Source organism: Achromobacter semiaridum, assembly GCF_053543755.1.
Genome location: NZ_JBLVOL010000137.1, coordinates 182,585 through 207,907 on the forward strand (window position 1 = coordinate 182,585; position 25,323 = coordinate 207,907).

At 64.5% G+C, this 25,323-nt stretch carries 20 protein-coding genes and 1 tRNA gene; 9 read left to right on the forward strand and 12 right to left on the reverse strand.

Annotated features, from left to right (window positions below):
• Nucleotides 1-267 precede the first annotated feature (267 nt).
• Nucleotides 268-1,110 (forward strand): MBL fold metallo-hydrolase, encoded by an 843-nt coding sequence (locus tag ACNPP0_RS29315; protein WP_448707858.1) that lies wholly within the window; start codon nucleotides 268-270, stop codon nucleotides 1,108-1,110.
• Between the two features lie 323 nt (nucleotides 1,111-1,433).
• On the opposite strand, the gene ACNPP0_RS29320 is transcribed toward ACNPP0_RS29315, so the two are convergent.
• Both ACNPP0_RS29320 and ACNPP0_RS29325 read right to left on the reverse strand, forming a co-directional pair.
• Nucleotides 1,434-2,462: an SDR family oxidoreductase gene (locus tag ACNPP0_RS29320; RefSeq protein WP_332611780.1), complete on the reverse strand. Its 1,029-nt coding sequence runs from the start codon at nucleotides 2,460-2,462 to the stop codon at nucleotides 1,434-1,436.
• A 462-nt stretch (nucleotides 2,463-2,924) separates the two neighbouring features.
• Nucleotides 2,925-3,000, reverse strand: a tRNA-His gene (locus ACNPP0_RS29325).
• Nucleotides 3,001-3,173: 173 nt separating this feature from the next.
• Between ACNPP0_RS29325 and ACNPP0_RS29330 the strand changes: the two genes are divergently transcribed.
• Both ACNPP0_RS29330 and ACNPP0_RS29335 read left to right on the forward strand, forming a co-directional pair.
• Nucleotides 3,174-4,631 carry a phospholipase D-like domain-containing protein gene (locus ACNPP0_RS29330; protein WP_448707859.1) on the forward strand — a complete coding sequence of 486 codons (1,458 nt, stop codon included), beginning with the start codon at nucleotides 3,174-3,176 and terminating at the stop codon, nucleotides 4,629-4,631.
• A gap of 127 nt (nucleotides 4,632-4,758) precedes the next feature.
• Nucleotides 4,759-5,676: a LysR family transcriptional regulator gene (locus tag ACNPP0_RS29335; protein ID WP_448707860.1), complete on the forward strand. Its 918-nt coding sequence runs from the start codon at nucleotides 4,759-4,761 to the stop codon at nucleotides 5,674-5,676.
• A 132-nt stretch (nucleotides 5,677-5,808) separates the two neighbouring features.
• Here ACNPP0_RS29335 and ACNPP0_RS29340 read toward each other — a convergent pair whose 3' ends face one another.
• From ACNPP0_RS29340 to ACNPP0_RS29355, 4 genes are all read right to left on the reverse strand, one after another.
• Nucleotides 5,809-6,591 (reverse strand): enoyl-CoA hydratase, encoded by a 783-nt coding sequence (locus ACNPP0_RS29340; protein WP_448707907.1) that lies wholly within the window; start codon nucleotides 6,589-6,591, stop codon nucleotides 5,809-5,811.
• Between the two features lie 21 nt (nucleotides 6,592-6,612).
• Nucleotides 6,613-7,587 (reverse strand): Bug family tripartite tricarboxylate transporter substrate binding protein, encoded by a 975-nt coding sequence (locus tag ACNPP0_RS29345; RefSeq protein WP_448707861.1) that lies wholly within the window; start codon nucleotides 7,585-7,587, stop codon nucleotides 6,613-6,615.
• Nucleotides 7,588-7,675: 88 nt separating this feature from the next.
• Nucleotides 7,676-8,890, reverse strand: coding sequence for a CaiB/BaiF CoA transferase family protein (locus tag ACNPP0_RS29350; RefSeq protein ID WP_448707862.1), 1,215 nt, complete (start codon nucleotides 8,888-8,890; stop codon nucleotides 7,676-7,678).
• Nucleotides 8,891-9,002: 112 nt separating this feature from the next.
• The gene (locus tag ACNPP0_RS29355) at nucleotides 9,003-9,431 is read right to left on the reverse strand and encodes a PaaI family thioesterase (protein WP_332611761.1); all 429 of its coding nucleotides are present in this window, start codon (nucleotides 9,429-9,431) and stop codon (nucleotides 9,003-9,005) included.
• 206 nt (nucleotides 9,432-9,637) lie between these two features.
• Between ACNPP0_RS29355 and ACNPP0_RS29360 the strand changes: the two genes are divergently transcribed.
• Nucleotides 9,638-10,510, forward strand: coding sequence for an NAD(P)-dependent oxidoreductase (locus tag ACNPP0_RS29360; RefSeq protein ID WP_448707863.1), 873 nt, complete (start codon nucleotides 9,638-9,640; stop codon nucleotides 10,508-10,510).
• Between the two features lies 1 nt (nucleotide 10,511).
• Here the strand turns inward: ACNPP0_RS29360 and ACNPP0_RS29365 are convergent, their stop codons facing one another.
• Entirely contained in the window at nucleotides 10,512-11,846 is a 1,335-nt protein-coding gene (locus tag ACNPP0_RS29365) for an MFS transporter (RefSeq protein WP_332611759.1), read from the reverse strand.
• A 265-nt stretch (nucleotides 11,847-12,111) separates the two neighbouring features.
• Nucleotides 12,112-12,768 (reverse strand): GntR family transcriptional regulator, encoded by a 657-nt coding sequence (locus ACNPP0_RS29370; RefSeq protein ID WP_332611758.1) that lies wholly within the window; start codon nucleotides 12,766-12,768, stop codon nucleotides 12,112-12,114.
• 218 nt (nucleotides 12,769-12,986) lie between these two features.
• Here ACNPP0_RS29370 and ACNPP0_RS29375 point away from each other — a divergent pair, with 218 nt between their 5' ends.
• Both ACNPP0_RS29375 and ggt read left to right on the forward strand, forming a co-directional pair.
• Complete coding sequence (locus ACNPP0_RS29375; RefSeq protein WP_448707864.1) at nucleotides 12,987-13,973, forward strand: Bug family tripartite tricarboxylate transporter substrate binding protein; 987 nt, start codon at nucleotides 12,987-12,989, stop codon at nucleotides 13,971-13,973.
• 27 nt (nucleotides 13,974-14,000) lie between these two features.
• Complete coding sequence (ggt, locus tag ACNPP0_RS29380) at nucleotides 14,001-15,596, forward strand: gamma-glutamyltransferase (RefSeq protein ID WP_448707865.1); 1,596 nt, start codon at nucleotides 14,001-14,003, stop codon at nucleotides 15,594-15,596.
• Nucleotides 15,597-15,681: 85 nt separating this feature from the next.
• Here the strand turns inward: ggt and ACNPP0_RS29385 are convergent, their stop codons facing one another.
• Nucleotides 15,682-16,383 (reverse strand): response regulator, encoded by a 702-nt coding sequence (locus ACNPP0_RS29385; RefSeq protein WP_046806004.1) that lies wholly within the window; start codon nucleotides 16,381-16,383, stop codon nucleotides 15,682-15,684.
• Nucleotides 16,384-16,693: 310 nt separating this feature from the next.
• On the opposite strand from ACNPP0_RS29385, the gene ACNPP0_RS29390 reads away from it, so the two are divergent.
• The 3 genes from ACNPP0_RS29390 (at nucleotide 16,694) to ACNPP0_RS29400 (ending at nucleotide 21,790) form a co-directional block, all read left to right on the forward strand.
• Nucleotides 16,694-17,158, forward strand: coding sequence for an Hpt domain-containing protein (locus ACNPP0_RS29390; protein WP_332611755.1), 465 nt, complete (start codon nucleotides 16,694-16,696; stop codon nucleotides 17,156-17,158).
• Nucleotides 17,159-17,307: 149 nt separating this feature from the next.
• Complete coding sequence (locus ACNPP0_RS29395) at nucleotides 17,308-19,047, forward strand: ShlB/FhaC/HecB family hemolysin secretion/activation protein (protein ID WP_448707866.1); 1,740 nt, start codon at nucleotides 17,308-17,310, stop codon at nucleotides 19,045-19,047.
• 64 nt (nucleotides 19,048-19,111) lie between these two features.
• Entirely contained in the window at nucleotides 19,112-21,790 is a 2,679-nt protein-coding gene (locus ACNPP0_RS29400) for a two-partner secretion domain-containing protein (protein ID WP_448707867.1), read from the forward strand.
• Nucleotides 21,791-21,919: 129 nt separating this feature from the next.
• Here the strand turns inward: ACNPP0_RS29400 and ACNPP0_RS29405 are convergent, their stop codons facing one another.
• The 3 genes from ACNPP0_RS29405 to ACNPP0_RS29415 form a co-directional block, all read right to left on the reverse strand.
• Nucleotides 21,920-22,957, reverse strand: a complete 1,038-nt coding sequence (locus tag ACNPP0_RS29405; protein WP_332611752.1) for a fimbrial protein — start codon at nucleotides 22,955-22,957, stop codon at nucleotides 21,920-21,922.
• Nucleotides 22,958-23,233: 276 nt separating this feature from the next.
• Nucleotides 23,234-24,019 carry a fimbria/pilus periplasmic chaperone gene (locus ACNPP0_RS29410; RefSeq protein ID WP_448707868.1) on the reverse strand — a complete coding sequence of 262 codons (786 nt, stop codon included), beginning with the start codon at nucleotides 24,017-24,019 and terminating at the stop codon, nucleotides 23,234-23,236.
• On the reverse strand, nucleotides 24,016-25,323 hold a 1,308-nt coding region (locus ACNPP0_RS29415; RefSeq protein WP_448707869.1), incomplete at its 5' end, for a fimbria/pilus outer membrane usher protein. The genes ACNPP0_RS29415 and ACNPP0_RS29410, both read right to left, overlap by 4 nt.

A 25,323-nucleotide genomic window follows, 5' to 3' on the forward strand; every position in this document is an offset into this window, starting at 1 on the left:
AAGGTGCGCCATTTGAATAGTCAGCGATCTTCCTATCCGCTTAACAGTCGCAACGTGCGCGCGCGGGTGCGATCCCTGCGCCGGTGCGATCCCTACACGTCGCTTGCAATATTGACCGACGCCGCCGCTTCGGAGGGCCGCTTCGGATGCGTCGCCCGACACCGCCTTTCCCTCTCGCCTGCACGGCACGCGGTTTGCGGTCCGACCCGCGCAGCGGCACCGTCCGTCCGCCGCGCCCCGAGACGGTTTGAGATCAGGAGGCCCCCTATGAAAGTGCATCACCTGAACTGCATTTCGACTTGCCCCGCAGGAGGCCGGCTGATGGACGGCCGGTCATCGTGGCTGGCCACGCGCGGCCGGCTGTGCTGCCACTGCGTCTTGCTGGAATTGGATTCGGGCGGGTTGGCGTTGCTGGATACCGGCCTGGGCTTGCAGGACGTGGCGCATCCGCGCCCACGATTAAGCGCGTTCTTTCTGGCCTTGGTAAAGCCCGAATGGAAAGCCGCCATGACGGCCCGACGGCAGATCGAGGCGCTGGGATTTTCTGCATCGGACGTGCGCCACATCATCCTGACGCATCTGGACTTCGATCACGCAGGCGGGCTCGACGATTTTCCACAGGCGACCGTGCACATGATGCGGGCCGAAGCCGACGTGGCGCAGCGGCAAGGCACGTGGATGGACCGCCAGCGTTTTCGGCCGCAGCAATGGTCGTCGCGCGATCGTTGGCTGGTGTACGACGAAGCCGCCGGCGAATCATGGTACGGCTTCAAGCGGGCGCGTCCCTTGGTGGGCTTGCCCGCCGAGATTGCAATGATTCCGCTGCGAGGCCACACCGTGGGTCACGCGGGCATCGCCGTCAACCGAGGCGCCAGCTGGATGCTGCTGGCCGGCGACGCGTACTTTCACGCAGACGAAATGGCGCTGGACCGGCCCAGCTGCCCGATCGGTCTGCGCATGTATCAGCACATGCTGGACCACGATCGCGCGGCGCGCCGGGACAACCAGCATCGCCTTCGCGAATTGATCCGCACGAAAGGCGGCGAAGTCGACGTGTTTTCGGGGCACGACACCGAGGAATTTCAACGCCTGGCCGGACGGCCCGCGTAGCCGGCGGTGTATTGGACCGTCCAACGGAATGCGGTGAAAGCCGCGCAAGGCTTGCGGGGTGTGGCGCGCTGGTATGGTGAGCTCGGTGTGGCCCGCCGGGTTTGGCGTGCTGGGTTTGGCGTGCTCGGTGTGGCGTGCTCGGTGTGGCGTGCTCGGTGTGGCGTGCTCGGTTTGGCGTGCTCGGTTTGGCGTGCTCGGTGTGGCGCTGGACGTGGCGCGCCCGGGCCGCGCCTCAGGCCGCAGTTCCCAGAACTTTTCCAGGGCCATGACCTGAGACGCTCCACGGGCTACCGTTACGGCGGCACAGCTTCCAAGCCCATGCGTCAACGCCGCCCACGCGGCAGACAAAGCGCCAGCCCCGCCGCCACCACAGCCGCAAGCAAAACAGTGCGTTGGTGCATCGCCAGTTGCGTGTAGACACTGTGTCGGCGCGGATGCAGCGGCGTCGACGGATGTTCGCCGCCCCCTTCGTACAGCGAATCCGACCCGCCGCCCGCCGGCATGTCACCACGCTGATGCCGGAACAGCCAGCTTGTCATGCGGTCCGCCAGCGTCGGCATATTCTGACCCAAGGCCGAAATCGCGCGCGACGCGCTGCCCACGTGGAGATCCCGGGTCGGATACTGCGCCGCGTGCAAAATCGCTTCGGCAACGGTGTCGGCGGCATATACCGGCGGCGGCAGGTTAGGCTGCACATCCATGTAATTGCGCGCGTGCGCGGCAAACCCGGTTGCGACAGAAGCCGGCTTGATCAACGTGACGGATACCGGCGCCTGGCTTTCGCGCAGCTCCATCCGAAGCGCATCGGTAAAACCCTTGACCGCATGCTTGGCGGCGGAATAGGCACCTTGCAGCGGCACCGCGCGATCCGACACTTCGCTGCCCACATTAATCAAGGCGCCGCCCGATTGCTTCAAGTGCCGCACCGCCGCCATCGAGCCATACACCACGCCCCAATACACGGTATCGAAGAGCTTGCGCTGATCCTCGACCGGCACCTGTTCCAACGTACCGAAAATGGAAACCCCGGCGTTGTTCACCCAGGTATCGACCCGCCCGTAGTGCTGCACGGCCTGTTCCAGGATACGGTCATGATCCTCGGCAACCCCCACATCGGCCACCACGGTAATAGCCGCCCCACCCGCCTGGACGATATCGTCCGCAACACGGGTCAACGCCTCTTCCTGCCTGCCCGCCAAAACCACTTTCGCGCCCTGCTTCGCAGCCATCCTGGCCGTGGCCGCGCCAATACCACTGCCCGCGCCAGTGATGACGATCACCTGGTCACGCAGTGCTTTCAATTTCAATCTGGGTTGATACATGTGAGCCTCCCGGTCAGCGGCGCGCAACATGCGCGGCTGAGGGAGGCCAGCAAGGGACATGCCTGATGGGGGGGTGCGGAAGGCGTCCGCGGGGTCAGGCGGGGATGGCGAAGATTGCCGGCGTGTGTGACGGGCCGCCTGGGCGGCGACGTCGTTCAATGTTTGGCGGGAAAATCGGCAGGCCACCGCATCTTGCGGGGCGAGTCGTTCGGGGATTTTTCCTTGGTGGTGTCTTGCGGGGTTTCTAAGTCAGTGTCGACCGGTATGTCGGGACGGACGATATCCGTCTCCGGTTTGCGTTCTTTTCCCTTGTCAGGCTGCTGGCTATCACTCATCGGGTCCTCACATGCAATGACACAATCGATTGAATCTTTCCACAGTCGTAGGAATTTTTAAAGACGCGTTTGGACTAAGCCGTCCGCAGAAATCCCGAGAAATGCAAAAACAAAAAAGGCGCTTAGGGTATCCTAAGCGCCTTTTTGACAAATTCTTTGGGGTGGCTGATGGGGCTCGAACCCACGACAACCGGAATCACAATCCGGGACTCTACCAACTGAGCTACAGCCACCTCTGGTGCTTCTTTGCCGTGCTTCAAAAGAAGCTCAACAACGAAGAGGCCGAACTATAGCATATTTTTTCGGCGTGTCAAAAGCCCCCTTTTGCCTTTCCATTGCCAATACCACGCACCTTGCTATTCTTCCGCATGGCTCACTTTCCAAGGCTGGTTTTCACGTCATTGCTATGGATCGCATACACGCAATTTTGATCGATTACTGGCCTCATCTGGTCTTTGCCATCAGCATCGTGGCGGGGACGGGCGCGGCGGTGCATGCCGCGATGACCAAGCAGGATGTGCGGGCGGCGATCGGGTGGGTGGGGATGGCGCTGTTTTCTCCGTTGTTTGGCGCCCTGTTCTATTTTGTGGCCGGCATCAACCGGATCCGCAAGACGCGGGTGTCGCAGCAACGTGACGAGACCATGGTGGTGGATGCCGAGCAGGTCGATACCCTGCCGGTGGATGTGGCGGCGGTGTCCGGACCGCAGTTTGCGTCGCTAAAAATACTGGGGGATCGCGTCAGCCGGTTTCGGTTGTTGGGCGGCAACGCGGTGCAGCCGCTGGACGGCGGGGACGAAGCCTATCCGGCCATGATGCAAGCCATACGCGGGGCGCGTAGCGCCATCGCGATGCAAAGCTATATCTTCGATAACGATGAGATCGGCCGCGAGATGGCCGAGGCGCTGATCGAGGCGCAGGGGCGCGGCGTGCAGGTGCGCGTGTTGATCGACGCCATCGGGTCCAAGTATTCGCGCCCGCCCATCGTGCGGATGTTGGCGCGCGGCGGCGTGCCCGTGGCGCGCTTCATGACGAATCCGCTGGGCGTGCTGCGCATGCCCTATGCCAATCTGCGCAGCCACCGCAAAGTGTTGGTCATCGATGGACGCGTGGGCTTTTCCGGAGGCATGAACGTGCGGGCGGCGTTTGTCACGGCGCTGGCGGGCAAGGCCGTCAACCACGACACGCATTTCCGCATGGAAGGGCCGATCGTGACGCAGCTGATGTCGGTGTTCGCGCACGACTGGAATTTCACCACGCGCGAATCGTTGCCCGCGCGCCCGTGGTTCGACCCCCACGCGCTGCCGCCCACCGGCAACGTGCCGATGCGCTGCGTACCGTCGGGCCCGGACCGCGCGCTGGGCAGCTCGCACAATATGCTGCTGGGCGCGCTGGCGGTGGCGCAGCATCACGTGCGCATCCAGTCGCCCTATTTCCTGCCTGACCAGACGTTGATCGGCGCGCTGGCTACCGCGGCGCGGCGCGGCATCCGCGTAGACATCGTCATCCCCGACAAGAACAATCTGCGGCTGGTGGACTACGCCATGTCGGCGCAACTGGACCAGGTCGTGCGCACGGGCTGCCACGTGTGGCGGGCGGTGGGCACATTCGACCACTCCAAGCTGATGACGGTGGACGACGCCTGGGCCTACGTCGGCTCGTCGAACCTGGACCCGCGCAGCCTGCGCTTGAATTTCGAGCTGGACACCGAAATCTATGACCCCGGCGTGGCGCGCTGGATCGGCAAGCGCATCGATACGCTGATTGATCATGCCAAGGCGGAAACGCTGGATACGCTGGCCCAAGCGCCGTTTGCCAAACGGTTGCGCAACAAGGTCATCTGGCTGGCTACCCCGTATTTGTGACGCTTCAGCAACACGCGTCAACAACACGCTTCAACCACACGCTTCAACCACACGCGTCAACAACCCACGCCACCACCCCGCGCCACCACCACGCGCCAACCACAACACCGCCGAACCTTCCTGCACGATGCGTTATGAACTGACCGACCTGCGCCTGTTCCTTGCCATCGCCGAGGCGCAAAGCCTGTCCGGCGGCGCCAACACCGTGCACCTTACCGCTTCGTCCGCCAGCTACCGCCTGAAGAATCTGGAAGCGGCGATGGGCGTGCCGCTGTTCAAGCGCGAAGCACGCGGGATGGAGTTGACGACGGAAGGCGCGTTTGTGCTCAAGCACGTGCGGTCGCTGCTGGCCGGCGTAGAACGCATGCACGGCGAAGTCAGCGGCTTCGCCAGTGGCTTGAAAGGCAGCGTCAAATTGTTTGCCAACAGCAGTTCGCTGAACGGCTTCATCGTGCCCAGCCTTAGCCGATTTCTGTCGGCCAATCCAAACGTGAACATCCTGCTGGAGGAACGATCCAGCACCACGATCGAGGCCGCTATCGCGGGACAGGAGGCGGATATTGGCATCTTTGCCGGTCATGCCGAATCGGCCGGCGTGCAGGCGGTGCGCTATGCCATCGACGAACTGATCATCGCTGCGCCGCCGAACCACCCGGTGGCACAGCATTCGCCGGTACGCTTTCCGGCGGTGCTGGACCTGGATTTTGTCTGCATGAGCCGTGCCAGCAGCAACTACATCTTCCTGCGCGACATGGCCAGGCTGGCGGGCAAGACGCCGAAGGTGCGCATCCACGTGCACACCTTCGACGCCGTGCTGTCCATGGTGCAGGCCGGCGTGGGCGTATCGCTGGTGCCGCGCAGCGTGGCGGCCACCGCGCTGCGCGAACAGCGCGTGGCGGCGGTGGCCATCAGCGAACCCTGGGCGCGCCGTGAATTGACGCTGGTGACCCAAGCCAACGTGCCGCTGTCACCCTTCGTGGAGCAGGTTGCCGCGTATCTGCTGGACGATCCGATCGTAGCGGCGACGCGCGGCGGGACGGACTGATCGCCCCCCTGCTCAACCCAGCTCAACCCGGCTCGGGCCAGCTCAACCGAGTTCAAACAAGCTCAACCCAGCTCAACCCAGCTCAACCCAGCTCGGTCCAGCTCAGCCCAGCTCAGCCCAGCTCACCCCTGCTCAATCCTTGCCGCGCCGCTTGCTGGCCAGAAACTCATTCATGAACTTCTGCGGTTCGCCGGTGTTGAACGCGGCGCCGAATTCCGCGACGCTGTCCTCGATGGCGTCGTCAACCGACATCGTTTCCCAGCGGCGCAACAGCTTCTTCTGCTGACGCAAAGCCGCCGGCCCCCGCGCGGCAAAGCCCTGCGCCAGCTTGTAAACGGTTTCGTCCAGCTGCGCCTGCGGCACGGCGGCATTGACCAGCCCCCAGCCCTCTGCGCGACGCGCGTCGATAAGTTCACCCGTCAACAGCATCCACGCGCTGTGGGCCGCCCCGATCAAGCGCGGCATCAGCGCCGCGTGGATCACCGACGGGATGCCGACCTTGACCTCGGGCATGCCGAACTGGGCCTCGTCGGCGCAGATGCGCAAGTCGCAAGCCAGCGCGAACTCCAGCCCGCCGCCCAGGCACCATCCGGGAATGCGCGCGATGACCGGCACGGGAAAGTGGCGGACGGCGTTGCACAGGTCGCGCAGATTAGCGATGAAGCGCTGGGCGCTGGACGCATCCAGCGCAGCCATTTCAGCGATATCGGCACCCGCCACGAAGGCGCGGTCGCCCGCGCCGCGCAGCACCAGCACGCGCACGGCCTTGTTGTGGCTCAGCTGGGCCAATGCTTGCCGCAGGCCATTGATGACGGGCGTGCTCAAGATGTTCAGCACGCCGGCGTCCTGCATGGTCAGCGTGGCGATGCCGGCCGCGTCAATGCGGACGTCTGCGTGGGGAAAGGACAGATTCATGGTGTTCACAAGCGCTCCGGGTTACTGCAATTTCTGAAAGTTGATGTCGTCGACCACGGTCTTCCAATGCCCGTACGACTGCGCGATCAACGCGCCGAATGCCTCGCGTGACATCGGGCTGGGCACGGCGCCCTGCCTTTCAATGGCATCCACCGTTGCCGGGTCCGCCAAGGCCTGGCGCACGGCTGCGTTCAATTTATCAAGCACCGGTGCGGGCGTGCCGGCCGGCGCGGCCAGGCCGAACCATGACGGGTTGTTCATGGCGGGCAACCCGGCTTCGGCATAGGTCGGCACGTCCGGCAACACCTTCAGCCGTTCGCGGGCCGCCACGGCCAAGGGGCGGATGCGCTGCGCCTGGATCAGCGGATACGACGACGGGATATTGTCGAACACGACCTGCACCTGCCCTGCCACCAGATCGTTCAACGCGGGGCCCAGGCCCTTGTACGGCACATGCAGCATGCGCGTGCCCGTCGTCTTCATGAACAGTTCACCGTTCATGTGGCTTAAGCCGCCATTGCCGGATGAGCCGAACGCGTACTTGTTGGGATCGGCCTTGAGCAAGCCGAGAAACGCCGTCAGATCGCGCGCGGGCAACGCGGGGTTCACAACCAGCACGTTGGGTACGTCCGCCAGGTTGCTGATGGGGGCAAAGTCCTGGACCGGATCGTAGAGGCTCTTGGCGTAGACGTTCGGGTTGACGGCGTGCGAACTTTCTACCGCCATCACGAGCGTGTAGCCGTCGGCCGGTTGTTTCGCCGCGTAGGCGGACCCGATGCTGCCGCCGGCGCCGGGCTTGTTTTCGATGATGACGGACTGGCCCAGTTGCGCGCCCAGCTTGTTGCCCACGACGCGAGCGATGATGTCGGTGGTGCCGCCCACCGCATACGGCACCACCAGGCGGATGGGCTTGTCGGGATACTCGGCGGCGGCCAGGCCGGGTACGGCAAGGCAGGCCAGCAACATTGCCAGCGGGGTTTGTTTGATGATTGTCATTGTTGTCTCCTCGGGGTGAATCAGGTCTTCAGATCGCGGCGGGACGGCCGGGCGCGGCGCCGATGGGGTCGCCCGCCGCGGCGTAGCGCTATGCGCCCACTACCGCGTTGCCCACTACCGCGTTGCCCAGTACCGCGTTGCCCAGTACCGCGTCGGTGTGTTCGCCCAGCAAAGGTGGCGCGGCGCCCAGTGCGTCGGCGGGCGAGCCGGCCAACAGGGGGTTGCGCACCAGCCGCATTTCGCCCAGCACGGGATGCACGCTGGTCTGGACCAATTGGCGGTGGCGCACCTGCGGATGCGCAAAGACCTCGTCCAGGGTGTGGATCGGCCCCCATGGCACCCCCGCGGCGTCGAACGCGTCGGTCCAATGCTTGCGCGGCGCGCGCGCCAGCGCTTGCGCCACTTGCGCGCGCAGGCTGTCCAGGTGCAAGAGGCGAGCGCTGTTGGTGGCGTAGCGCGCATCCAGCGCCCAGTCGGGATGACCGACCACACCGCAGAAGCGCGAGAATTGGGCGTCGTTGCCAATTGCCAATATGAAATGACCATCGGCGCAGGCGAACACTTCGTACGGCGCGCAATTGGGATGCGCGTTGCCGCTGCGCGTGGGCGCCACGCCGGACACCAGGTAGTTGGCGCCCTGGTTGGCGTTCATGGCCACGGCAACGTCCAGCAGGCAGATGTCCAGCGGCATGCCCTGCCCCGTGAGGTCGCGCTGGCGCAAGGCGGCCAACACGGCAGTGGTGGCGTACATGCCCGTCATCAGGTCCACCACGGCCACGCCGGTGCGTAACGGGCCCGCGCCGGGCGCACCGTCAGGCTGGCCGGTGTAGCTCATCAACCCCCCCATGCCCTGGAACACGTAGTCATAGCCGGGCTTGTCCGCCATGGGGCCGGACTGGCCGTAGCCGGTGATGGACAGATAGATCAGGCGTGGGTTGATGCGCGCCAGCGACGCGTAATCCAGGCCGTATTTGCGCAGCCCGCCGGCCTTGTAGTTCTCGACCAGGATGTCGGCGTCGGCGACAAGTTCGCGCACGCGGGCCGCGCCCGCTTCCGAGGCGAAGTCGATGGCGACCGACTCCTTGCCCCGATTGCACGCCATGAAATAGGCGGACATGGCCGCGTTGCCGTCGTCGGCGCGCAAGTCGGGCGGCCCCCAACCGCGCGTGTCATCGCCGCGCGTCGGGTGTTCGATCTTGATGACCTGGGCGCCCAGGTCGGCCAGGTTCTGCGTGCACCAGGGGCCGGCAAGAATGCGCGACAAGTCCACGACCTTGATGCCGCAGAGGGCGTTGTGAAGCATAGTGTCTCCGTGATTCAACTGCTTTCGGAGAATTATGTTCGCGCCCTCGTCCCACGAGGAGTTGAATGTTTCGAACGCTGCGTTCGACAGCGTTCAACGCGCGGCCTGCTGCTTAGCCGTCCGACACCGGCGACGGCGCGGCGCGCACGGCGAACACGGCGTTCGCTTTCAGCATGACGCGACCGTCGACCCGCAACAGGCAGTGGGCGTAGATCAATCGCTTGCCCTGCTTGTCGATCCGCACATGGGCTTCAAGCCAGTCGCCGGGTTGCACGGCGCTAAGGTATTCCACCGACATTTGCACCGTCACGATCGACACTTGCGCCTGTTCGGCGATGGTGAAGCCCAGCGCGCTATCCGCCAGGGTGGCCAACAAACCGCCGTGCGCCATGCCATGCATGTTGGTGTGCGCGTGGTTGACGCGCAGCGCCAGCACGTTGTCCGTGTCGCGCCGGTATAGCGCGCCCAGGTCAGCCAGATGGGTCATGAACGGGCTGCTGGGGCGCCACGGCGCAAAACCTTCGGGGATGGATTCAGTCATGGCGGGAAAATTGATGACATCCGACATTGGATGGCTGAAAGTACCGCAAAGCCCGCCCCGTCGAACATGCCCGGCGGCAAGAGGTGTACGCACAGCGAACGAAGCGGGGCGGGTCGCGGGCACGGCATGCCTGGCTTCGTGCCGGCGGAAATCTAAGAGTAAGATTTACGCCACAACATTCCTATACCTGGCAGGAGCAGTAAACGATGGCGAAAGTCGGCATGGTGGGTATCGGCCTTATGGGCCATGGCATTGCAAGCAATCTGGTCAAGCACGGTCATGCGTTGACGGTGCTTGAGCATCCGGGCAATCAGCCCCTGGATGCCCTGAAGGCGGCGGGCGCAACCAGCGTGACCAGCGGCGCGGCGTTGGCGGCGCAGTCGGATGTGATCATCCTTTGCGTGACCGGCAGCCCGCAGGTCGAAGCCGTCTTGCTGGCCGAAGGCGGTGTGCTGGAAGGCTTGCGCGCGGGCACCGTCATCATCGATTGCTCGACGGCGATTCCGTCGTCCACCATCAAGGTGGCGCAAGCCGTGACGGATTCCGGTGGCCGCTTTTTGGATGCGCCGATGACCCGCACGCCCAAGGAAGCCGCCGAAGGCCGGCTGAACTTGCTGGTGGGCGGTGACGCCGCGCTGTTCGAAGAATGCAAGCCGATCCTGGCCTGCTTTGCCGAAAACATCACGCATGCCGGCCCCATCGGCGCCGGGCATCGCATGAAGCTGCTGCACAACTACGTGTCGCTGGGCGTTGTTGCCCTGCTGTCTGAAGCGGCCGCGTGCGCATTGCGTTCGGATATCGACCCGGCGGTGTTCGCGGAGGTCTTGAGCAAGGGCGGCGGCGGCGGCGTGGCATTGGAACGCATCAAGCCGTACCTGCTGGAACAGGACCCGTCGTCGCTGCGCTTTTTCATGTCGAACGCGCAGAAGGACCTGTCCTACTACAACACCATGGCAGCCGAAGCCGGCGCCGTGCGAGAGATCGGCGCCGCCGTGCAGCACACGTTCGACCAGGCCGTCACGCAGGGCGGTGGCGAACGCTACGTGCCCGAACTGGTGACGTTGCTGAAAGACCGCTAGGTCAGCGCCCCACGGTTGCCGGGGCGGGCGCAAGGCCGCGTCCCGGCAACCGCAGCGAGATGGCCGCGGCCATCAACAGCAGCACGCCCGCCGAGCCAAAGGCGACCCAGTGCGTATGGAACGTGTCGAATGCCCAGCCCCCCAGCCACGAGCTGATCATGCCGCCGACCTGGTGGCCCAGATAGGTCAGACCGTACAGCACGCCGACCAGCCGGATGCCATAGACGTCCGCCAGAATGGCCGAGGACAAGGCGATGCTGCCCGCCCACACGATGCCGCCGATGGTGGCGGCCGCATACAGTTCCCAGTGCGCGCCCACCATGACCAGCGCAAAAAACCCCAGGCCGCGCACCAGATAGATGGCGGCCAGGATGTTGCGACGTTCGACCTGGTCAGACATGCGGCCCAGCACCAGCGTGCTGAAGATGGCGACCAGTCCGATCAGGCCGATGCCCAGCGAACTGGTGGTGGCGTCGAACCCGTGGTCCATCAGCATGGGCATGCCGTGCGTGCCCAGCAGGTTCATGCTGTAGCCACAGGCGAACAGGCCCAGCGCCACCTGCCAGAACGGCAAGGTGCGCAACGCGTCGCGCACGGTCGGGGCGCGGCTTTTTCCCGGCGTGGAGGATGCGCCCCGGGAAGCCATCGCGGAGGAGGACGAGGACGAGGACGAGGACGCGCCGGGCGAGACGGAGGCGGCCGACACTTTTCGATCCGGGATCTGGTGTGGCAGCAGGTCGGTGTGTTCCGGCGCGTCGTCGCGCATGATGAACAGCGCGACGGGCACGGTCAGCAAGGCGAACAGCACCGCGAAGGCCAGCAGGGTTTCCTGCCAACCCACGGCCGCTATCGCAAAGGTCAACGTCGGCGTCATCAAGGCGATGCCCGCCATGGACCCCGTGGACAAAAAGAACAGCGCCATCCCGCGCTGGCGCGTGAACCAGCGGCTGATGACCGGCGTCAGCGCGACGGGGCTGGTAAACGCCAGGCCCACGGACAAGGCCACGCCGAAGGACAGCAGGAATTCAATGGGGCCACGCGCGAACACCGTCCACAACGAGGACGCCACGACGATGGCCGTGCCGGTCAACAGCACGAAGCGCGTGCCGCGCACGCTGACCAGGTAACCGGCCAGTGGCATGGCCAGCCCGTAGCACAGCATGCCCACCGCCACGATGGCCGACAACAGGCTGCGCGAAAAGCCCAGGCCATCTGCCATCGGCAAAAAGAACGGCCCGATGCCCATGCGCAGGCCTACCGTCAACAGGGTAAGAACCGCGGCGGCGCCGACGATGTTCCAGCCGAAATACCAGCCGCCCGACTCTTGCTTGCTCACAACCGTCTCCTTGATGTCTTCTTGTAGCCGCAGGCTCGCCGGGGCTTACAGACACCGCAGGGAACGCGCGGACAAAATCCGCTATCGACACGGGTAAGAAGGACGCGGCGCGAATGGGCGTGTTTTTGCCGGTGGCCAGGGGCCGGCCGGACGCAACATATTACTCCTGGCTATAAGAGGGAATGGCGTTGCGTCGCGGAAAAATTCGTTCGGTAAACGGGCAGTTGCCCATTACGTTGCCAAAGACGGGCAGCGTCAGTCCGGCTTACGCCTTCTTTTCCAGGAACGCCTGCAACGCGGGCACGGTGTTCAACACGTGTTGGCGCATGGCCGCTTCGCAACGGGCCGGGTCGCGGGTTTGCAGCGCGTCGATCAGCTCTTGATGCGATTCCCGCACGCGCAGCACGCGGCCGGGCTGCGCGGCCCACAGGCGCATGTACGGTTCCACCACGGAATGCAATTCCGATATCTGGCGGAGCAGTCGCGGTTGCTGGCAAAAGCTGCACAGGTATTCGTGAAATTCCCGATGCGCGGTCGTAAAGTCCAGGTAATCGCTTGAGCCCTGGTCCAGCTGCTCAAGCATATGGGTCAGGCGGCGGACATGTTCGGCGCTCATGTGCAGCACGGCGTTGCGCATGGCCAGACCTTCCAGCACCGAGCGCATCTCGAACACTTCCAGCATTTCCTGCTGGTTCAATCCGCGCACGACGGCGCCACGATTCGCGCGGATCTCAACCAAGCCTTCAGAGGCCAGCCGCCGCAGGGCGCCGCGTACCGGCATGCGGCTGGTGCCGATTTCGGTGGCGACCACATCCGGCACCAGACGTTGGCCAGGCGCATAGTTGCCCAGGCGGATTTCGCGCTGCAGATGCAGATAAGCCTCGTCTTCGGCACTGATCGCTGTCTTCTGAAATTGCAGCATTGTCGTCCCCGGGCTTGGAAAGCCGCCATGATAGATAAACGCAAAAATAACACAAATTGGATCCAGTGATCCATGGATGCAAATACCAATGGTCCGCTGAGGCCGGGTCCCGTCTAATTGCTGGCGGACGGCCCCGCAAGGGGTGTCACACGCCGGAACGGGCAACAGACCCGCCCGGCGGGCCCAAGCTTTTCCATAACGCGATCAAGGGGAATCCAATGAAATTTCGTCTCATCCGGACGCTGGCCGGCCTGGCTGCCGCCGCTTTCGCCGCCCAGGCCGGCGCGCAAACCGCCGCGCCCGCCACCGACTGGCCGCAGCACCCGGTGCGCATCGTTGTGCCGTTCCAGGCCGGCTCGGCCACGGATCTGATCTCGCGCCAGCTGGGCGCCGCGCTGGCCACCGAACTGGGCCAACCCTTTGTCGTCGAAGCCCGTCCGGGCGCGGCGGCCGCAATTGGCAGCGCCTCGGTGGCGCGTTCGGCCCCGGATGGCTACACGTTGTTGATGGGCGGCCCGGCCGCTGTCGTCACCAACCGCTTCCTGCAAAAGCGCCTGGCTTATGACCCGGACGCCTTCGCGCTGGTGTCCATGGTGGCCTACACGCCCAACATCCTGTTGGCCAACCCCCAACAGCCTTTCAAGACGCTGCCTGAAATGGTCGCCTATGCGCGCGCCAATCCGGACAAGCTGACCTACGCGTCGTTCGGCACCGGCACCACGTCGCACATGGCGGGCGAAATGCTCAAGTCCATTGCCGGCATCGACATCCTGCACGTGCCGTACAAGGGCGCGGGTGAAGCCATCCCCGCCTTGCTGTCCGGCCAGGTATCGATGTACTTCGACACCATCATGACGGGCCTGCCGCAGGTCAAGAGCGGCTCGCTGCTGGCCTTGGGCATGTCCAACTCGAAGCGTTCCTCGTTGGCGCCGGACATTCCCACCATCGCCGAACAAGGCTACGCGGGCTACGACATTGCCCCCTGGTATGGCCTGGTCGCGCCCGAAGGCACGCCCGAACCCATTCTTGAAAAGCTGAACCGCGCCGTCAACAAGGTGCTGGCGGATCCGGCATTGCGCGGTAAGCTCGCCGAAGCGGGCGCCGAGCCGCGTGGCGGCAGCCGCGCCGAATTCGCCGCGTTCATCAAGGCCGAAATTCCGCGCACCAAGCAGCTGATCGACCAAGCCGGCATCACCCCGCAGTAACCCTTACACCACGAGTTTCCAGCATCCATGTCCCCCTCCTTCGATTGGTCTTTTCCGTACGCTTCCCGAAAAATGCCGGTCCTGGCCGCCAACGCGGTCGCGACCAGCCAGCCGCTGGCTGCGCAGGCGGGGCTACGCATGTTGCTGGCCGGTGGCAATGCCGTTGACAGCGCCATTGCCACCGCGATTGCGCTGACGGTGGTTGAGCCCGTCATGAACGGCATCGGCGGCGATATGTTCGCGCTGGTCTGGCACGGCGGGCAATTGCACGGCCTGAACTCCAGCGGCTGCGCGCCCGCCGCGTGGACACCCGACTACTTCAACGGCCGCGACGCCATGCCGGGCACCGGCTGGGGCACCGTCACCGTGCCCGGCCAGGTTGCCGGCTGGAAAGCGCTGTCGGACCGCTTCGGCAAGCTGCCTTTCGCCAAGCTCTTCGAGCCGGCCATCGGCTATGCCGAAGAAGGCTTCCCCGTGTCGCCGACCATCGCGCGCCAATGGGCCACGCAAGCCCCCAAGCTGGCGCACGAGCCCGGCTTTGCCGACGCCTTTCTGCCGGCAGGCCGCGCCCCGCAAGCAGGCGAATGGTGGCGCTTTCCGGCGCAGGGCAAGACGCTGCGCGCCATTGCGGAAAGCGGCGGCGACAGCTTGTATCGCGGCGAACTCGCCCGCAAGATCACCGACTTTGCCAGCCAGACGGGCGGCGCCCTCAGCGCCACGGACCTGGCCGAGCATCGTCCGGAATGGGTCGCCCCCATTTCGCAATCGTTCCGCGACGTCGAACTGCACGAAATTCCGCCGAACGGCCAGGGCATTTCCGCGCTGATGGCGTTGGGCATGCTGGAACAGTTCGACCTGGAAGGCATGGGCGTGGACAGCGCCGACTACTACCACGTCAGCATCGAAGCGATGAAGCTGGCGTTCGCCGACCTGCATCACCATGTGGCCGACCCGCGCCACATGCGCACGGACGCCAAGGCGCTACTGGACCGCGCCTACCTGGCCGAGCGCGCGCGGCTGATCTCCATGGACCGCGCCAGCGTCCCCACCGCCGGCACGCCCGCCACCGGCGGCACCGTTTACCTGACGACCGCCGATGCGGACGGCACGATGGTGTCGTTCATCCAGTCCAACTATCACGGCTTCGGTTCGGGCGTGGTCGTGCCGGGCACCGGCATCAGCCTGCATAACCGTGGCCTGAACTTCGTGCTGACGCCCGGCCACGCCAACCAGGTGGCGCCGCGCAAAAAGCCCATGCACACGATCATCCCCGCGTTCGTCACGCGTGGCGGTCAACCGTTGATGTCGTTCGGTGTGATGGGCGGATCAATGCAGGCGCAAGGGCACCTGCAAATGGTCACGCGCCTGGCCGCGTTCAAACAGAACCCGCAGGCAATGAGCGATGCCCCGCGCTTCCGCGTTGAAAAGGGCCCGGTGGTGAATGTGGAATCGCATCTGCCGCAAGACGTGGTGCAGACGCTGCGCGACCGTGGTCACAATGTGGCCGTGGCGCCAGTGGACAGCCTGGAATTCGGCTCGGCGCAGCTGATTTGCCGCTTGCCCCAGGGCGGCTACGTCGCCGCGTCGGACTCGCGCCGCGACGGCCAGGCTGTTGGCTTCTGACGGCAAGGCGGCTTCAGGGCTGAAGCCGTAGCCGAAGGCAATTCACGCTTCGGCCCGGCTTGCCCGCCCCTGCTTGGGCCTGAGTTCAGGCCGAGCTCCAGGTCGGTTTGTCCGGCCGGGGCAGCGCCGGAAAACCGCCTTCGCCCAGCTGGCTTTGAACGGCGTCGGCGCCGTACCGGATCAAATCCGCGTCACGTTCGATGCCTAGCTTGCGCATGGCGCTGCGCTTTTGCGAACTGACGGTCTGCACGCTGCGATGCGACATCTGCGAGATTTCAGTCACGGTGGCGCCCGCACAGAACAGGCGCACGATCTCGGCTTCGCGCTTGGTCAGCCGCGCCCGCCCCAGCACAAACGCCTGGTTGACGATCATTTCCTTGATGGTGGGCGAGTAGTAGGTTTTGCCCTGGTACATGGCATGCACGGCGTTGATGATGTGGCTGGTGGAATCCGATTTGCTCAGTACGCATAGATTCTCGTAAGCCAGCAGGGCGCGGATCAGCGTGGGGTTGTCGATCATGGTCAGCACCGCAACGCGTAGCGCGGGGTAGCGACGCCGCAACAGCGCGATCAGGCCCAGGCCGTCGCCGTATTTGCCGCCGGGCATGGTGTAGTCCGACACGACCACATCGCAATGCTGGGTTTCAAGCCGCGCGACCAGATCGGTGGAGTTTTCGGCGCACCCGATGACATCGATGGCCGGGTCCAGCCCCAATTCATAGCTGACCCCCAGCGCCACGGCGGGGTGGTCGTCGGCGACGATCACGCGAATGTATCGTGATGACATTGCTGCATTTCCCTCTTCCACATCGGGAGCCCCCGGGCAACATATTGCCTTGCACGCGGGAATAGCGCCCGACGCAAGCAAGTTCTTTTTTTCATCGGCAGATTTGCATGGGTGTACGCCGTGTGAAGCCACTATATCGATAGACCGATATAGTGCTGCCGTACAGCCAATAAGAGAATAGGAATACTACGAAAGTACCCGATGCGCAACGTTCCGGCGCATGACTCGGACGCATCCCCATCACTACGGGCCAGGTTTCGCGATTATCGTCGTCTGATGCAGCGGTGAAACAGGCACAGTCAGCAAGCCCATGAACAAAAACAACAACGAAGACCCTGCGCGACGCGCAAGCCCAAACGGCGTATCGCCCAGCACCAACGGTGGTCGCGCGCCCGTTGCCTCAAGTACGGCGCAACTGCGCCATGAACGCCGTGTCCGCACCATCACGGACTTGACCGGGGCCGACCCCGCTCGCATCCGCGCCCTGGCCCACGCGTTTGTCAAGGCCAACGACATCGACATGCTGCGCCTTTGCGAGCTGCAAGCACGCGATGACAGAGCCGCATTACGCCACCTTGCCCATCGCATCAAGGGCGCGGCGCAGATGACGGGTGACACGCAATTGAGCCGGCTCTGTTCCGTGCTAAGCGAAGCCTGCGCGGCACCACGCGGCCATGTCCTATCGTTGGACGGTATCGTCGAACAGCTAAGCGATGCCCTGTTGGAATTTGGCGCATCGTGCCAACGCATGGCCATGCAAGTCCCGGCGCCCTGATGCCCCGATGCACCCGACGCGCCAGATGCCCCACGGGCATCGACAGCGTCGCGCGAAGGCGGCGCGCGCACTCGGTATTAGTACTTGTCACATGAGGAATTCATAGTCCTCATAAAGCTTGAGCGCGTCGCCGTTCGTATAGTGGTTCGATGCTGCACGTACCCACTTTGGCGATCGTTGCCGCTTTGTCCGCGGCATGGCTTTGCGGACATTCGGCTCACGCGCAAATTCCCGACGCCGGTCGTTCCATTCGGGATCTGGAACTGACCATCCCGGCCCCGCCGCCGGCCGCCCCGGCGCCCCGACTGAAATTCCCAAGCGACCCGTCCAGCGCAGCCCCTCCCTCCGAATCAGCCACCGAATCAGCCACCGAATCAGCCACCGAATCAGCCACCGAATCAGCCGCTGAATCCGGCGACGTCACCACCCTGTTGGTGCATGCCTTCCAACTGGACGGCAACCAGGTATACGACGACGCGACGTTGCAGGCGCTGCTGGTTGACGTGATCGGAACGCATCAGGACCTGGACGGGCTGCGCGCGGCCGCCGCCCGCCTCTCCGGCTACTACCACGCACACGGCTACCTGCTTGCTCGGGCCTACCTGCCCCCGCAGCAGATCGACGGCGGCGTCGTGCGCATACGCATCATGGAGGGCCTGTACGGCCAGGTCCTCCTGAACAATACGTCCCGCACGCGCGACGGTGCGTTACGCCCCATCCTGGACGCCTTGCCCCCCGGCACGGCCGTGCACGGCGGCGATCTGGACGGCGCGTTGCTGCGGCTTAACGACTTGCCCGGCGTCGTTGCCACCGGCACCTTGCGTGCCGGCGCCGTCACGGGCGCGACCGACCTGATCGTCAACGCGCAGCCCGGCCCCTGGATCGCCGGCAGCATCGACGCCGACAACTATGGTGGCGTCTACACCGGCGAATACCGCTTGAGCGCGGCCGCCAACATCAACAGCCCCTTGGGCCTGGGCGACCAGTTCGACATACGCCTTTTGTCCAGCGACCGCCGGCAGCGCTATTACCACCTTGATTTCCAGGTGCCCGTTGGCCCCTGGTCCACCCGCATCGGCGCGGGTGCGTCGAACATGCGCTACGAGCTGGGCCGCGAGTTCGCCGCGCTAGAGGCGCACGGCCAGGCGCAGCACACCAACGCCTATCTGCGCCAGACTTTGCTGCGCGGCCGCGATGCCAATGTCCACGCCACGCTCCAGTACGAACACAAGCGCCTGCGCGACGACTACGACTACTTCGATCTGTCGCGCTCGCAGCGCATCGGCCTGTGGACGGCCGCGGTCAATGGCAGCTTCAACGACACCTTATGGGGCGGCGCCAGCAACGGCGTCAGCCTGGCGGTGTCGCGCGGAAATCTGCGCTTTGGCGACGACGCCCAACGGCGCGACGATCGCTACGTCAAGCATGCCGGCGGCGGCTTCGGGGTGTTCAACCTTGGCATGAGCCGGCTGCAACGCATTTCGGGCCCCGTTCAATTCTTCGCCCGCATGCGCTCGCAATGGTCCAGCAAGAATCTGGACAGCGCCGAGAAATTCAGCCTGGGCGGCCCCTATGGCGTGCGCGCCTACGCGCCGGGCGCCGCCAGCGGCGACCAAGGCTGGCAGGCCACGGGCGAACTGCGCTACCTGCCGCTGCCCGGCTTGCAATTCTCGGCCTTCGTCGACACGGGCTCCGTCCAAATCAACAAACGCGCCTGGACCGCGGAACCCAACCAGCAATCGTTAAGCGCCTTCGGCGTGGGCGTTGCCCATGGCGGCGCCCAGCATCTCGTCAATGTCAGCGCCGCGTGGCCCTGGCGCCAAGGCAGCGGCGCCGCAAGAACCGACCGTCAACCCCAATTCTGGGTGCAAGCCACCCGCTACTTCTGAGTCTTAACCACCCGCTACGCGGTGCGCCACAAGTGCGCCGCGTAGCACTTTCCCCGAGGAAAACATGAACAAGACTTTTGCATTGGTGTGGAGCGCATCACGCGGCGGCTGGGTTGCCGTCAGTGAAGGCGCGCGCCGACGCGGCAAATCGCCGGGCGCATTGCGTCGAATTGCGGTCGGGGCGGCGCTGATGGGTGTTGTTGGCGTCATCCATGCTCAGGATTTCCCGAAGGATGGGGTGGTCAAACTCGGCGCCGTCGACATTACGATGGATGCCGACAAGAAGACCATGCGGGTCAATCAAAAGACCGACAAGCTGATTATCGATTGGCAACGCTTTGACGTGGGCTCCGACAAGCACCTGATCTTCAACCAGCCTGGCCGAGAGTCCGTCGTGCTGAACAAGGTGCTAAGCAAACTCTACAGCGACATCCGGGGAGAGATCAGCGCCAACGGCAGCGTATTTTTGATCAACCCCAACGGGGTCGTGTTCGGCCAATCATCGCGGGTAAACGTAGGCAGCCTGCTTGCCTCGACCAAACCAGTCAGCCATGACGATTTTCTTGGCGGCGGCCCGATGCAACTGATCGGTATAGGCAACGCCGCAATCACCCACTTGGGCTCGATCGTCGCCCATGGTGGCGGCAGCGTCATCCTGGTCGCCGACAGTATCACAAGCTACGGCAGCATCCAGGCGGACATGGGCAGCGTTGCGCTGGCGTCGGGCAAGACGATTACCCTGTCTTTGGCCGGCAATTCGTTGATCGACCTGCAAGTGGAAGGGGCCACCTTGGACCCCTTGATAGAAAGCACCGGCTTGCTTCGCGCGCATGGCGGGCAGGTACTGCTCAAGGGGCCGGCCAAGGATGCCATGTCGTCCCTCGTTGTGAATAACCTTGGCGTAATCGAGGCCAACTCGCTAGACGGAAAAACCGGCCGCATCGTTCTGGACGGCGGCGACTTCGGCCGTGTCATGGTGGCCGGACGCCTGACCGCGACGGGCGGGGACACCATGGCGGGTGGCACGGTATCCATCGCCGGAAAATCCCCGGCGCTGGATCCCTTCGTCGACATCGACACGCGCGGGGCACCCGGACGGACAGGCATGCTGTCGATAGCGGCCCACGACGTGAACGTCGCTTGGGGCAACACGGAAGCCGGCGCTACGTTGTCCACCAGCATGCTGAGCAAACGGCTGGCGACCAGCAACGTTTCGCTGATCGGCACATACGGCAACGTCACGATCAACGCGCCCGTGCACTGGAATGGCTCCACCTCGCTGACCTTGCAAGCCGCCCGGCACGTGGACTTTAATGCCCCGGTGACCGCCGTGGGAGACGGTGCGGGCCTGGCCGCCAAGACGCAAAGCGGCGACCTTAACATCAACGCCCGCATGGCGCTGACGGGCGACAACGCGGCGCTGGCCCTGATTGCAAGATCAAACCTCGAACTGATCAATGGCGTTGTCATCGAACTGAGCGGCAAGGGCGCCACCTACGAAAACCGCGAAGGTCGCTATACCGTCATCAACGACATGAGCCAGTGGGAAACCATGAACCAGGACTTGGCCGGGCGCTATGCGCTGGGCAAGAGCCTGGAGGCGGACGGGCGAGTGGCCAGCATCGGCGGCGACCACGACGTCTTTACCGGCAAATTTGAGGGCATGGGCCATACCTTGAGCAAGTTCGAGGTCAACGCCGACAACCATGCGGGCCTGTTCGCCCAGTCTTCAGGCGACATTCGCAACCTGAACCTGGTGGACATCTCCGTGACCACGGCTAAAGGCGCGCAATCGGCCGACAAGGCCGCCGGCGCGCTGGTCGGCACCAATTCCGGAACCATCACAAACGTGCACGCGACGGGATCGCGCATGACCGACCTGGGCGCGGGCATCGGCGCGGTCGGCGGTTTGATCGGGCGCAGCAATGGCGGCACGATCGATCGATCAAGCGTCATGGCTTCAACACTGCGGGCCACGGGCGGACGCGTGGGCGGCATGATCGGCGACAACAACGGAGGCTTCATCAGCGACTCGGTGGCCAATGTCACCGTGCAGGTATCGGGCAACGTCCACGCCGGTGGCTTTGCCGGTTACAACGACGCGGCCGGTACGCTCTACAACGTGCAGGCACGCGGCTCGGTCACCCATAGCGGCGAATCGGGCAATGGTCACTTTGGTGGCCTGGTCGGCGCCAACCAGGCGACTATCGCCGGGTCCGCCGCCTACGGCCGGGTTCAAGTGCAAAGCGGCTCGGCTTTTTCCGTGGGCGGGTTGGCCGGATACAACGGCGGCATGATCGACAACGCCGCCGCATACGGCCACACCAGCGGGGGCGATCACAGCGCCGTCGGCGGGGCCGTGGGCTACAACAACGGGACACTGGCCCATACCGAGGCCAGGGGCAATGTCTCCGGGCGCGATCGGGGCGACGTGGGAGGCTTGGTCGGTGTGAATCGCGGCAGTATTGAACAGGCCGTGGCGCACGGCACCGTACGCGCAGAATATAAGAGCCGGATAGGCGGGCTGGTGGGCCGCAACCTGGTGACCGCCGAAATCATGGACAGCACCGCGCATGGCGACATCAGCGGGGGGCTGCACGTCACGATGGGCGGGCTGGCTGGTGTGAACGAAGGCCTGATCCACCAGTCGCATGCACGCAATAGCGTGAATTACTGGTGGGGCCAGTGGTTGCTGCAAACGCGCGGCGCCGTGGTGGGCCGCAACACCGGTACGGTGTGGTAAGGCGCGATGGCGACCTGGCGCCACGACGCTATGTTGCCATGACGCCATGACGAAGGTGGCGCAATCCGACAGGACTGCGCCACCTTTTTTCCGGGGAACGATGCGTGGCTTTACACCCTGAAGCGATACCTAGGGAAATTCGAACGTGAACTCGGCGGCGGCGTTCGCTACGCCCCCCTGCACGTCGTCGCGGTCGCGCGCCGTGCGGATGTAGCGGGCGGCCAACGACAGTTGCGCGCTACCGTCCATCAACGTCATGGCATAGTCGGGCCCATACGCACCGCCGACGGGCCCAAACCGCACGCGTCGGTCTTGCGCGTCCACCACGATGACGCCAATGCCCCGAGCCGGTCTTTCGGCCTTGCCACTGGGGCCGTGCAGCGCCAGGACTGTATCGGTGCCGGGCACGAGGCCGCTCTTGGCCCGGAACTTAACCTGCGGCCTCGCCAGGGCGCTGCACTTGTTCAGCCGGATGTTGAAGGGCTTAGGCGCGGCTGTCGCTCCTTCGAAGGGAAAGTCCGCGACAAAAGCCGGGGGCATGTCGACCCGGATGTCCTGATGCGCGCCGGCGTCGCACTGGTGCTTGATGACGATGCCTGGCACCGTACCCCCCAAGCCTATCTCCAGGATCTGACTGCCCTGGTACACCGCCATCATCGAGCACAGCGTCAGTCCCGGAGGAATCGTCTGGGGCGGGGGTTGCCAGGTTGGCGGGCGAATGCCGACCTGACCCGGCGCGGTGGCTCCGGCGCGATTCGTGAATATTTGAAGGACCAACGCAGTACTGGGGGCTACCCCCGTTACGTTCAAGTCGCGAGGCAGATCCTCCGGCCTTGCCATCAACACCAACTGCTGAATAAACGGCATGTATTGCATACCGCCCAGCCCACCGACGCCCACGGTAAGGTCGGCCGCGTCAATGATCAAAGAGACGCGCTCCAACTCGATGACGGTGTCGCGAAACATCATTCTCATGCCTATGCCGGCCACATTGGTGGCGACAATGCCCCGAGCCAAAAAAGTAGGATTGCGCCACATCGCGGCGGTGAACAGTTTGTGTTTTTCCGTCATGCCAGGCAGCGTTGCCACCCTGAATGAGATGGCCAGCGGCGCCTCCCTTTCGTACAGCACCTGGTGCATTTGCGACTGAGTGGTCAAAGGTTCCATTTGTCGCCACCCTTGGCCGAGTAAAATGTTGTTCTTACATTCCGCTGCCGCAATCACAGCGTCGGCGCCCCACGCCCATCGCGGCACCGCGCATGTCGCCAGGAGGCCCGCTAACGCCATCACGGCGCCCCGTCCTGTCCGGCGCCACCGGCGGCTCCATCGTCCATTGTGCATATCGGTCTCCCTGCCCCGCCCTACCGCCCGGCTGGCATTGGTGTTGGTGTTGGTGTTGGTGTTGGTGTTGGTGTTGGTGTTGGTGTTGGTGTTGGTGTTGGTTTACTGAAGGCCCAGCGGCCGCGTGCCTTCAATGATGTCGCCGTCATCGTTGGCGGCCTGATACCGCAATGCGCCCTTGCCGGCCCTTGGCGTTTCCCCCTTGGGCAACGGGAACCGCGTGCGGGATAGCGGTGCAACGGTCAGCCCCATCAGCGTGATGAACGTGCCGGGCTTTTCCTTGGCGTCCAGCTCCAGCCGCGCCAGCGACACCACATACGGTGCCGCGTTGAAAGCCTCGATTTCGTGATCCGCTGCGTGATACGTCCACGCGACGTTTGCGATGGCGTCAAGGGCAGAACCCGGCAGCCCCTCCGGCCGGTACAGCACTTTCATGCGGAGCCGATACGAGAGCTGAAGCAGGTTGTTCTGCACGGGATCCCTGGCAGGGACTTCCAGGAAGTTGATCCAGAACACGGATTCGCGGTCTTGGGGCAGACGTTCGCCCGTGTATCGCAACAACAGGCTCGCACGCTGCCCCGCGTCCAGCCGGTACACCGGCGGCGTCAACAGGAATGGCACGGTTTGCAGGCTGGGGTCCGAGGTGAAGTCGCCGGTGTCCAGCCAGCTTTGCACCAGGACCGGATGCTGGCCGATATTGGCGGTGTGCAAGGTCAGTGACTGCTGCGTGGCCGGGTAGATGAAGCGCGTGCCGGTCACGATCAGGTCCGCGTACGCCACGCGATGGCACACCATGGTCAAGGCCGCCGTCAGGGCAAGGGCAAGGGCAAGGGCAAGGCCAAACGCCCGCACCAATCGCCAGCGGCTCCATGCGCGCTGCCGGATCATCGAAGCGTCAGCGGCCCGACGCCGCCTTGCGGTGAAATGGACTTCGGATCGGCTTGCGCCGCTGGCACGCATTCCCGCTCCAGAATGTCGTAAGCGCTGTCGCCCCGCAACGCGCGGTCAGGCAATGCGTAGTCGACAAAACAACTCTCGCCGTCGCCCTCTCCCCATTCGACGCGTACCGTGCCACGGTCTTTTTCCGCGCGCATGACGATGCGGCTTCCCTGCCCCACCGCGCCCACTGCCACGCCGGTTTCCGGGTCGATGACCTCGGCGCCAAACGGCAAGGGGGACCCGTCGGCCAGCTTACCCACGATAAGCACCTGGCGGGCGCGCAGTGTCGGGTAGACCAGCTTGATGATTGCGCCGGCTCGGGGCGCGACGTTCAGCGAGCTCGCCTTGAGTTCGATGTCCACGGGCAGGTCCGCCGGGTCCACGTCCACCGAGTTCAAGCGATACGGGCTCAAGCTGCCCACCACCGCGTAGCCGCTGGCGTCCACACGGTTGACGCCGTATCCCACCCGCATGCCCTGCGCATCCTTGGCATGGACCAACGCCACCGTTTCGCCCAGGGTTTGTGCCAACGTCAGCCCGCCACTGTGCAAGACCATGGCGCCCATGGCGTTCAACGATGCCTGGCGATACCCCCGGCCCTGTCCCACGCTGGCCGCCACCGAGCCTTGCGGAAAGTCGTAACCCAGGCCCGCGTCCGCCGATTTGGCATTGGTGCGGCCGTTGTGCGACGCCGATACGGAATACGAGCCTGCGCCCTCATCATCCAACGCGCCGCTGACGCTGGAGGAAACGCGCGCGCCCTCGCGGCTGTCGGCGGTGTAGACGGCGCTGACTCGCGTTGCGCGCGATGACGTCGCCCGGCCAAGCGGGATGGATACGTTAAGCGTCATCTGCGTGCTTTTGACGCTGCCGCCGCCCCAATAGTCCGAGCCCACGCCGTGCACGCGTTGCAGCGCAATGGAATAAGACACGTCGTTCCAGTCGTTGTTGTAGCCCACGGAAAAGTTCATGTCGTTGCCGGCCTGCTTCCAATAGTTGGCCGTGGACGCCGACGCGTACAGGCTGCCCCAACGGCCGCCCAGGCTTTGGCTGACGTTCAGGTCGAAGCGGCTGCGCATGCCGCCGTCGTTCTGGTAGCGCGTGTTCTGCGGCAGATTGCCCAGCGCCACAGCGTCTCGCAAGCCCAGGTAGCCGCTGGTCGAATAGCGGTAGGCCAATAATGAAAAGTTGGTGCCGCTGTTGGGCAGGTCGCGGCTGTAGGTCAGCCGGTAGCTGGCCCCGGCGCGCGCCTC

Coding starts and splice junctions, on each gene's coding strand:
- ACNPP0_RS29315 (WP_448707858.1), top strand. CDS start 268: ATGAAAGTGCATCACCTGAACTGCATTTCGACTTGCCCCGCAGGAGGC.
- ACNPP0_RS29320 (WP_332611780.1), bottom strand. CDS start 2,462: ATGTTGCGCGCCGCTGACCGGGAGGCTCACATGTATCAACCCAGATTG.
- ACNPP0_RS29330 (WP_448707859.1), top strand. CDS start 3,174: ATGGATCGCATACACGCAATTTTGATCGATTACTGGCCTCATCTGGTC.
- ACNPP0_RS29335 (WP_448707860.1), top strand. CDS start 4,759: ATGCGTTATGAACTGACCGACCTGCGCCTGTTCCTTGCCATCGCCGAG.
- ACNPP0_RS29340 (WP_448707907.1), bottom strand. CDS start 6,591: ATGAATCTGTCCTTTCCCCACGCAGACGTCCGCATTGACGCGGCCGGC.
- ACNPP0_RS29345 (WP_448707861.1), bottom strand. CDS start 7,587: ATGACAATCATCAAACAAACCCCGCTGGCAATGTTGCTGGCCTGCCTT.
- ACNPP0_RS29350 (WP_448707862.1), bottom strand. CDS start 8,890: ATGCTTCACAACGCCCTCTGCGGCATCAAGGTCGTGGACTTGTCGCGC.
- ACNPP0_RS29355 (WP_332611761.1), bottom strand. CDS start 9,431: ATGACTGAATCCATCCCCGAAGGTTTTGCGCCGTGGCGCCCCAGCAGC.
- ACNPP0_RS29360 (WP_448707863.1), top strand. CDS start 9,638: ATGGCGAAAGTCGGCATGGTGGGTATCGGCCTTATGGGCCATGGCATT.
- ACNPP0_RS29370 (WP_332611758.1), bottom strand. CDS start 12,768: ATGCTGCAATTTCAGAAGACAGCGATCAGTGCCGAAGACGAGGCTTAT.
- ACNPP0_RS29375 (WP_448707864.1), top strand. CDS start 12,987: ATGAAATTTCGTCTCATCCGGACGCTGGCCGGCCTGGCTGCCGCCGCT.
- ggt (WP_448707865.1), top strand. CDS start 14,001: ATGTCCCCCTCCTTCGATTGGTCTTTTCCGTACGCTTCCCGAAAAATG.
- ACNPP0_RS29385 (WP_046806004.1), bottom strand. CDS start 16,383: ATGTCATCACGATACATTCGCGTGATCGTCGCCGACGACCACCCCGCC.
- ACNPP0_RS29390 (WP_332611755.1), top strand. CDS start 16,694: ATGAACAAAAACAACAACGAAGACCCTGCGCGACGCGCAAGCCCAAAC.
- ACNPP0_RS29395 (WP_448707866.1), top strand. CDS start 17,308: ATGCTGCACGTACCCACTTTGGCGATCGTTGCCGCTTTGTCCGCGGCA.
- ACNPP0_RS29400 (WP_448707867.1), top strand. CDS start 19,112: ATGAACAAGACTTTTGCATTGGTGTGGAGCGCATCACGCGGCGGCTGG.
- ACNPP0_RS29405 (WP_332611752.1), bottom strand. CDS start 22,957: ATGGAACCTTTGACCACTCAGTCGCAAATGCACCAGGTGCTGTACGAA.
- ACNPP0_RS29410 (WP_448707868.1), bottom strand. CDS start 24,019: ATGATCCGGCAGCGCGCATGGAGCCGCTGGCGATTGGTGCGGGCGTTT.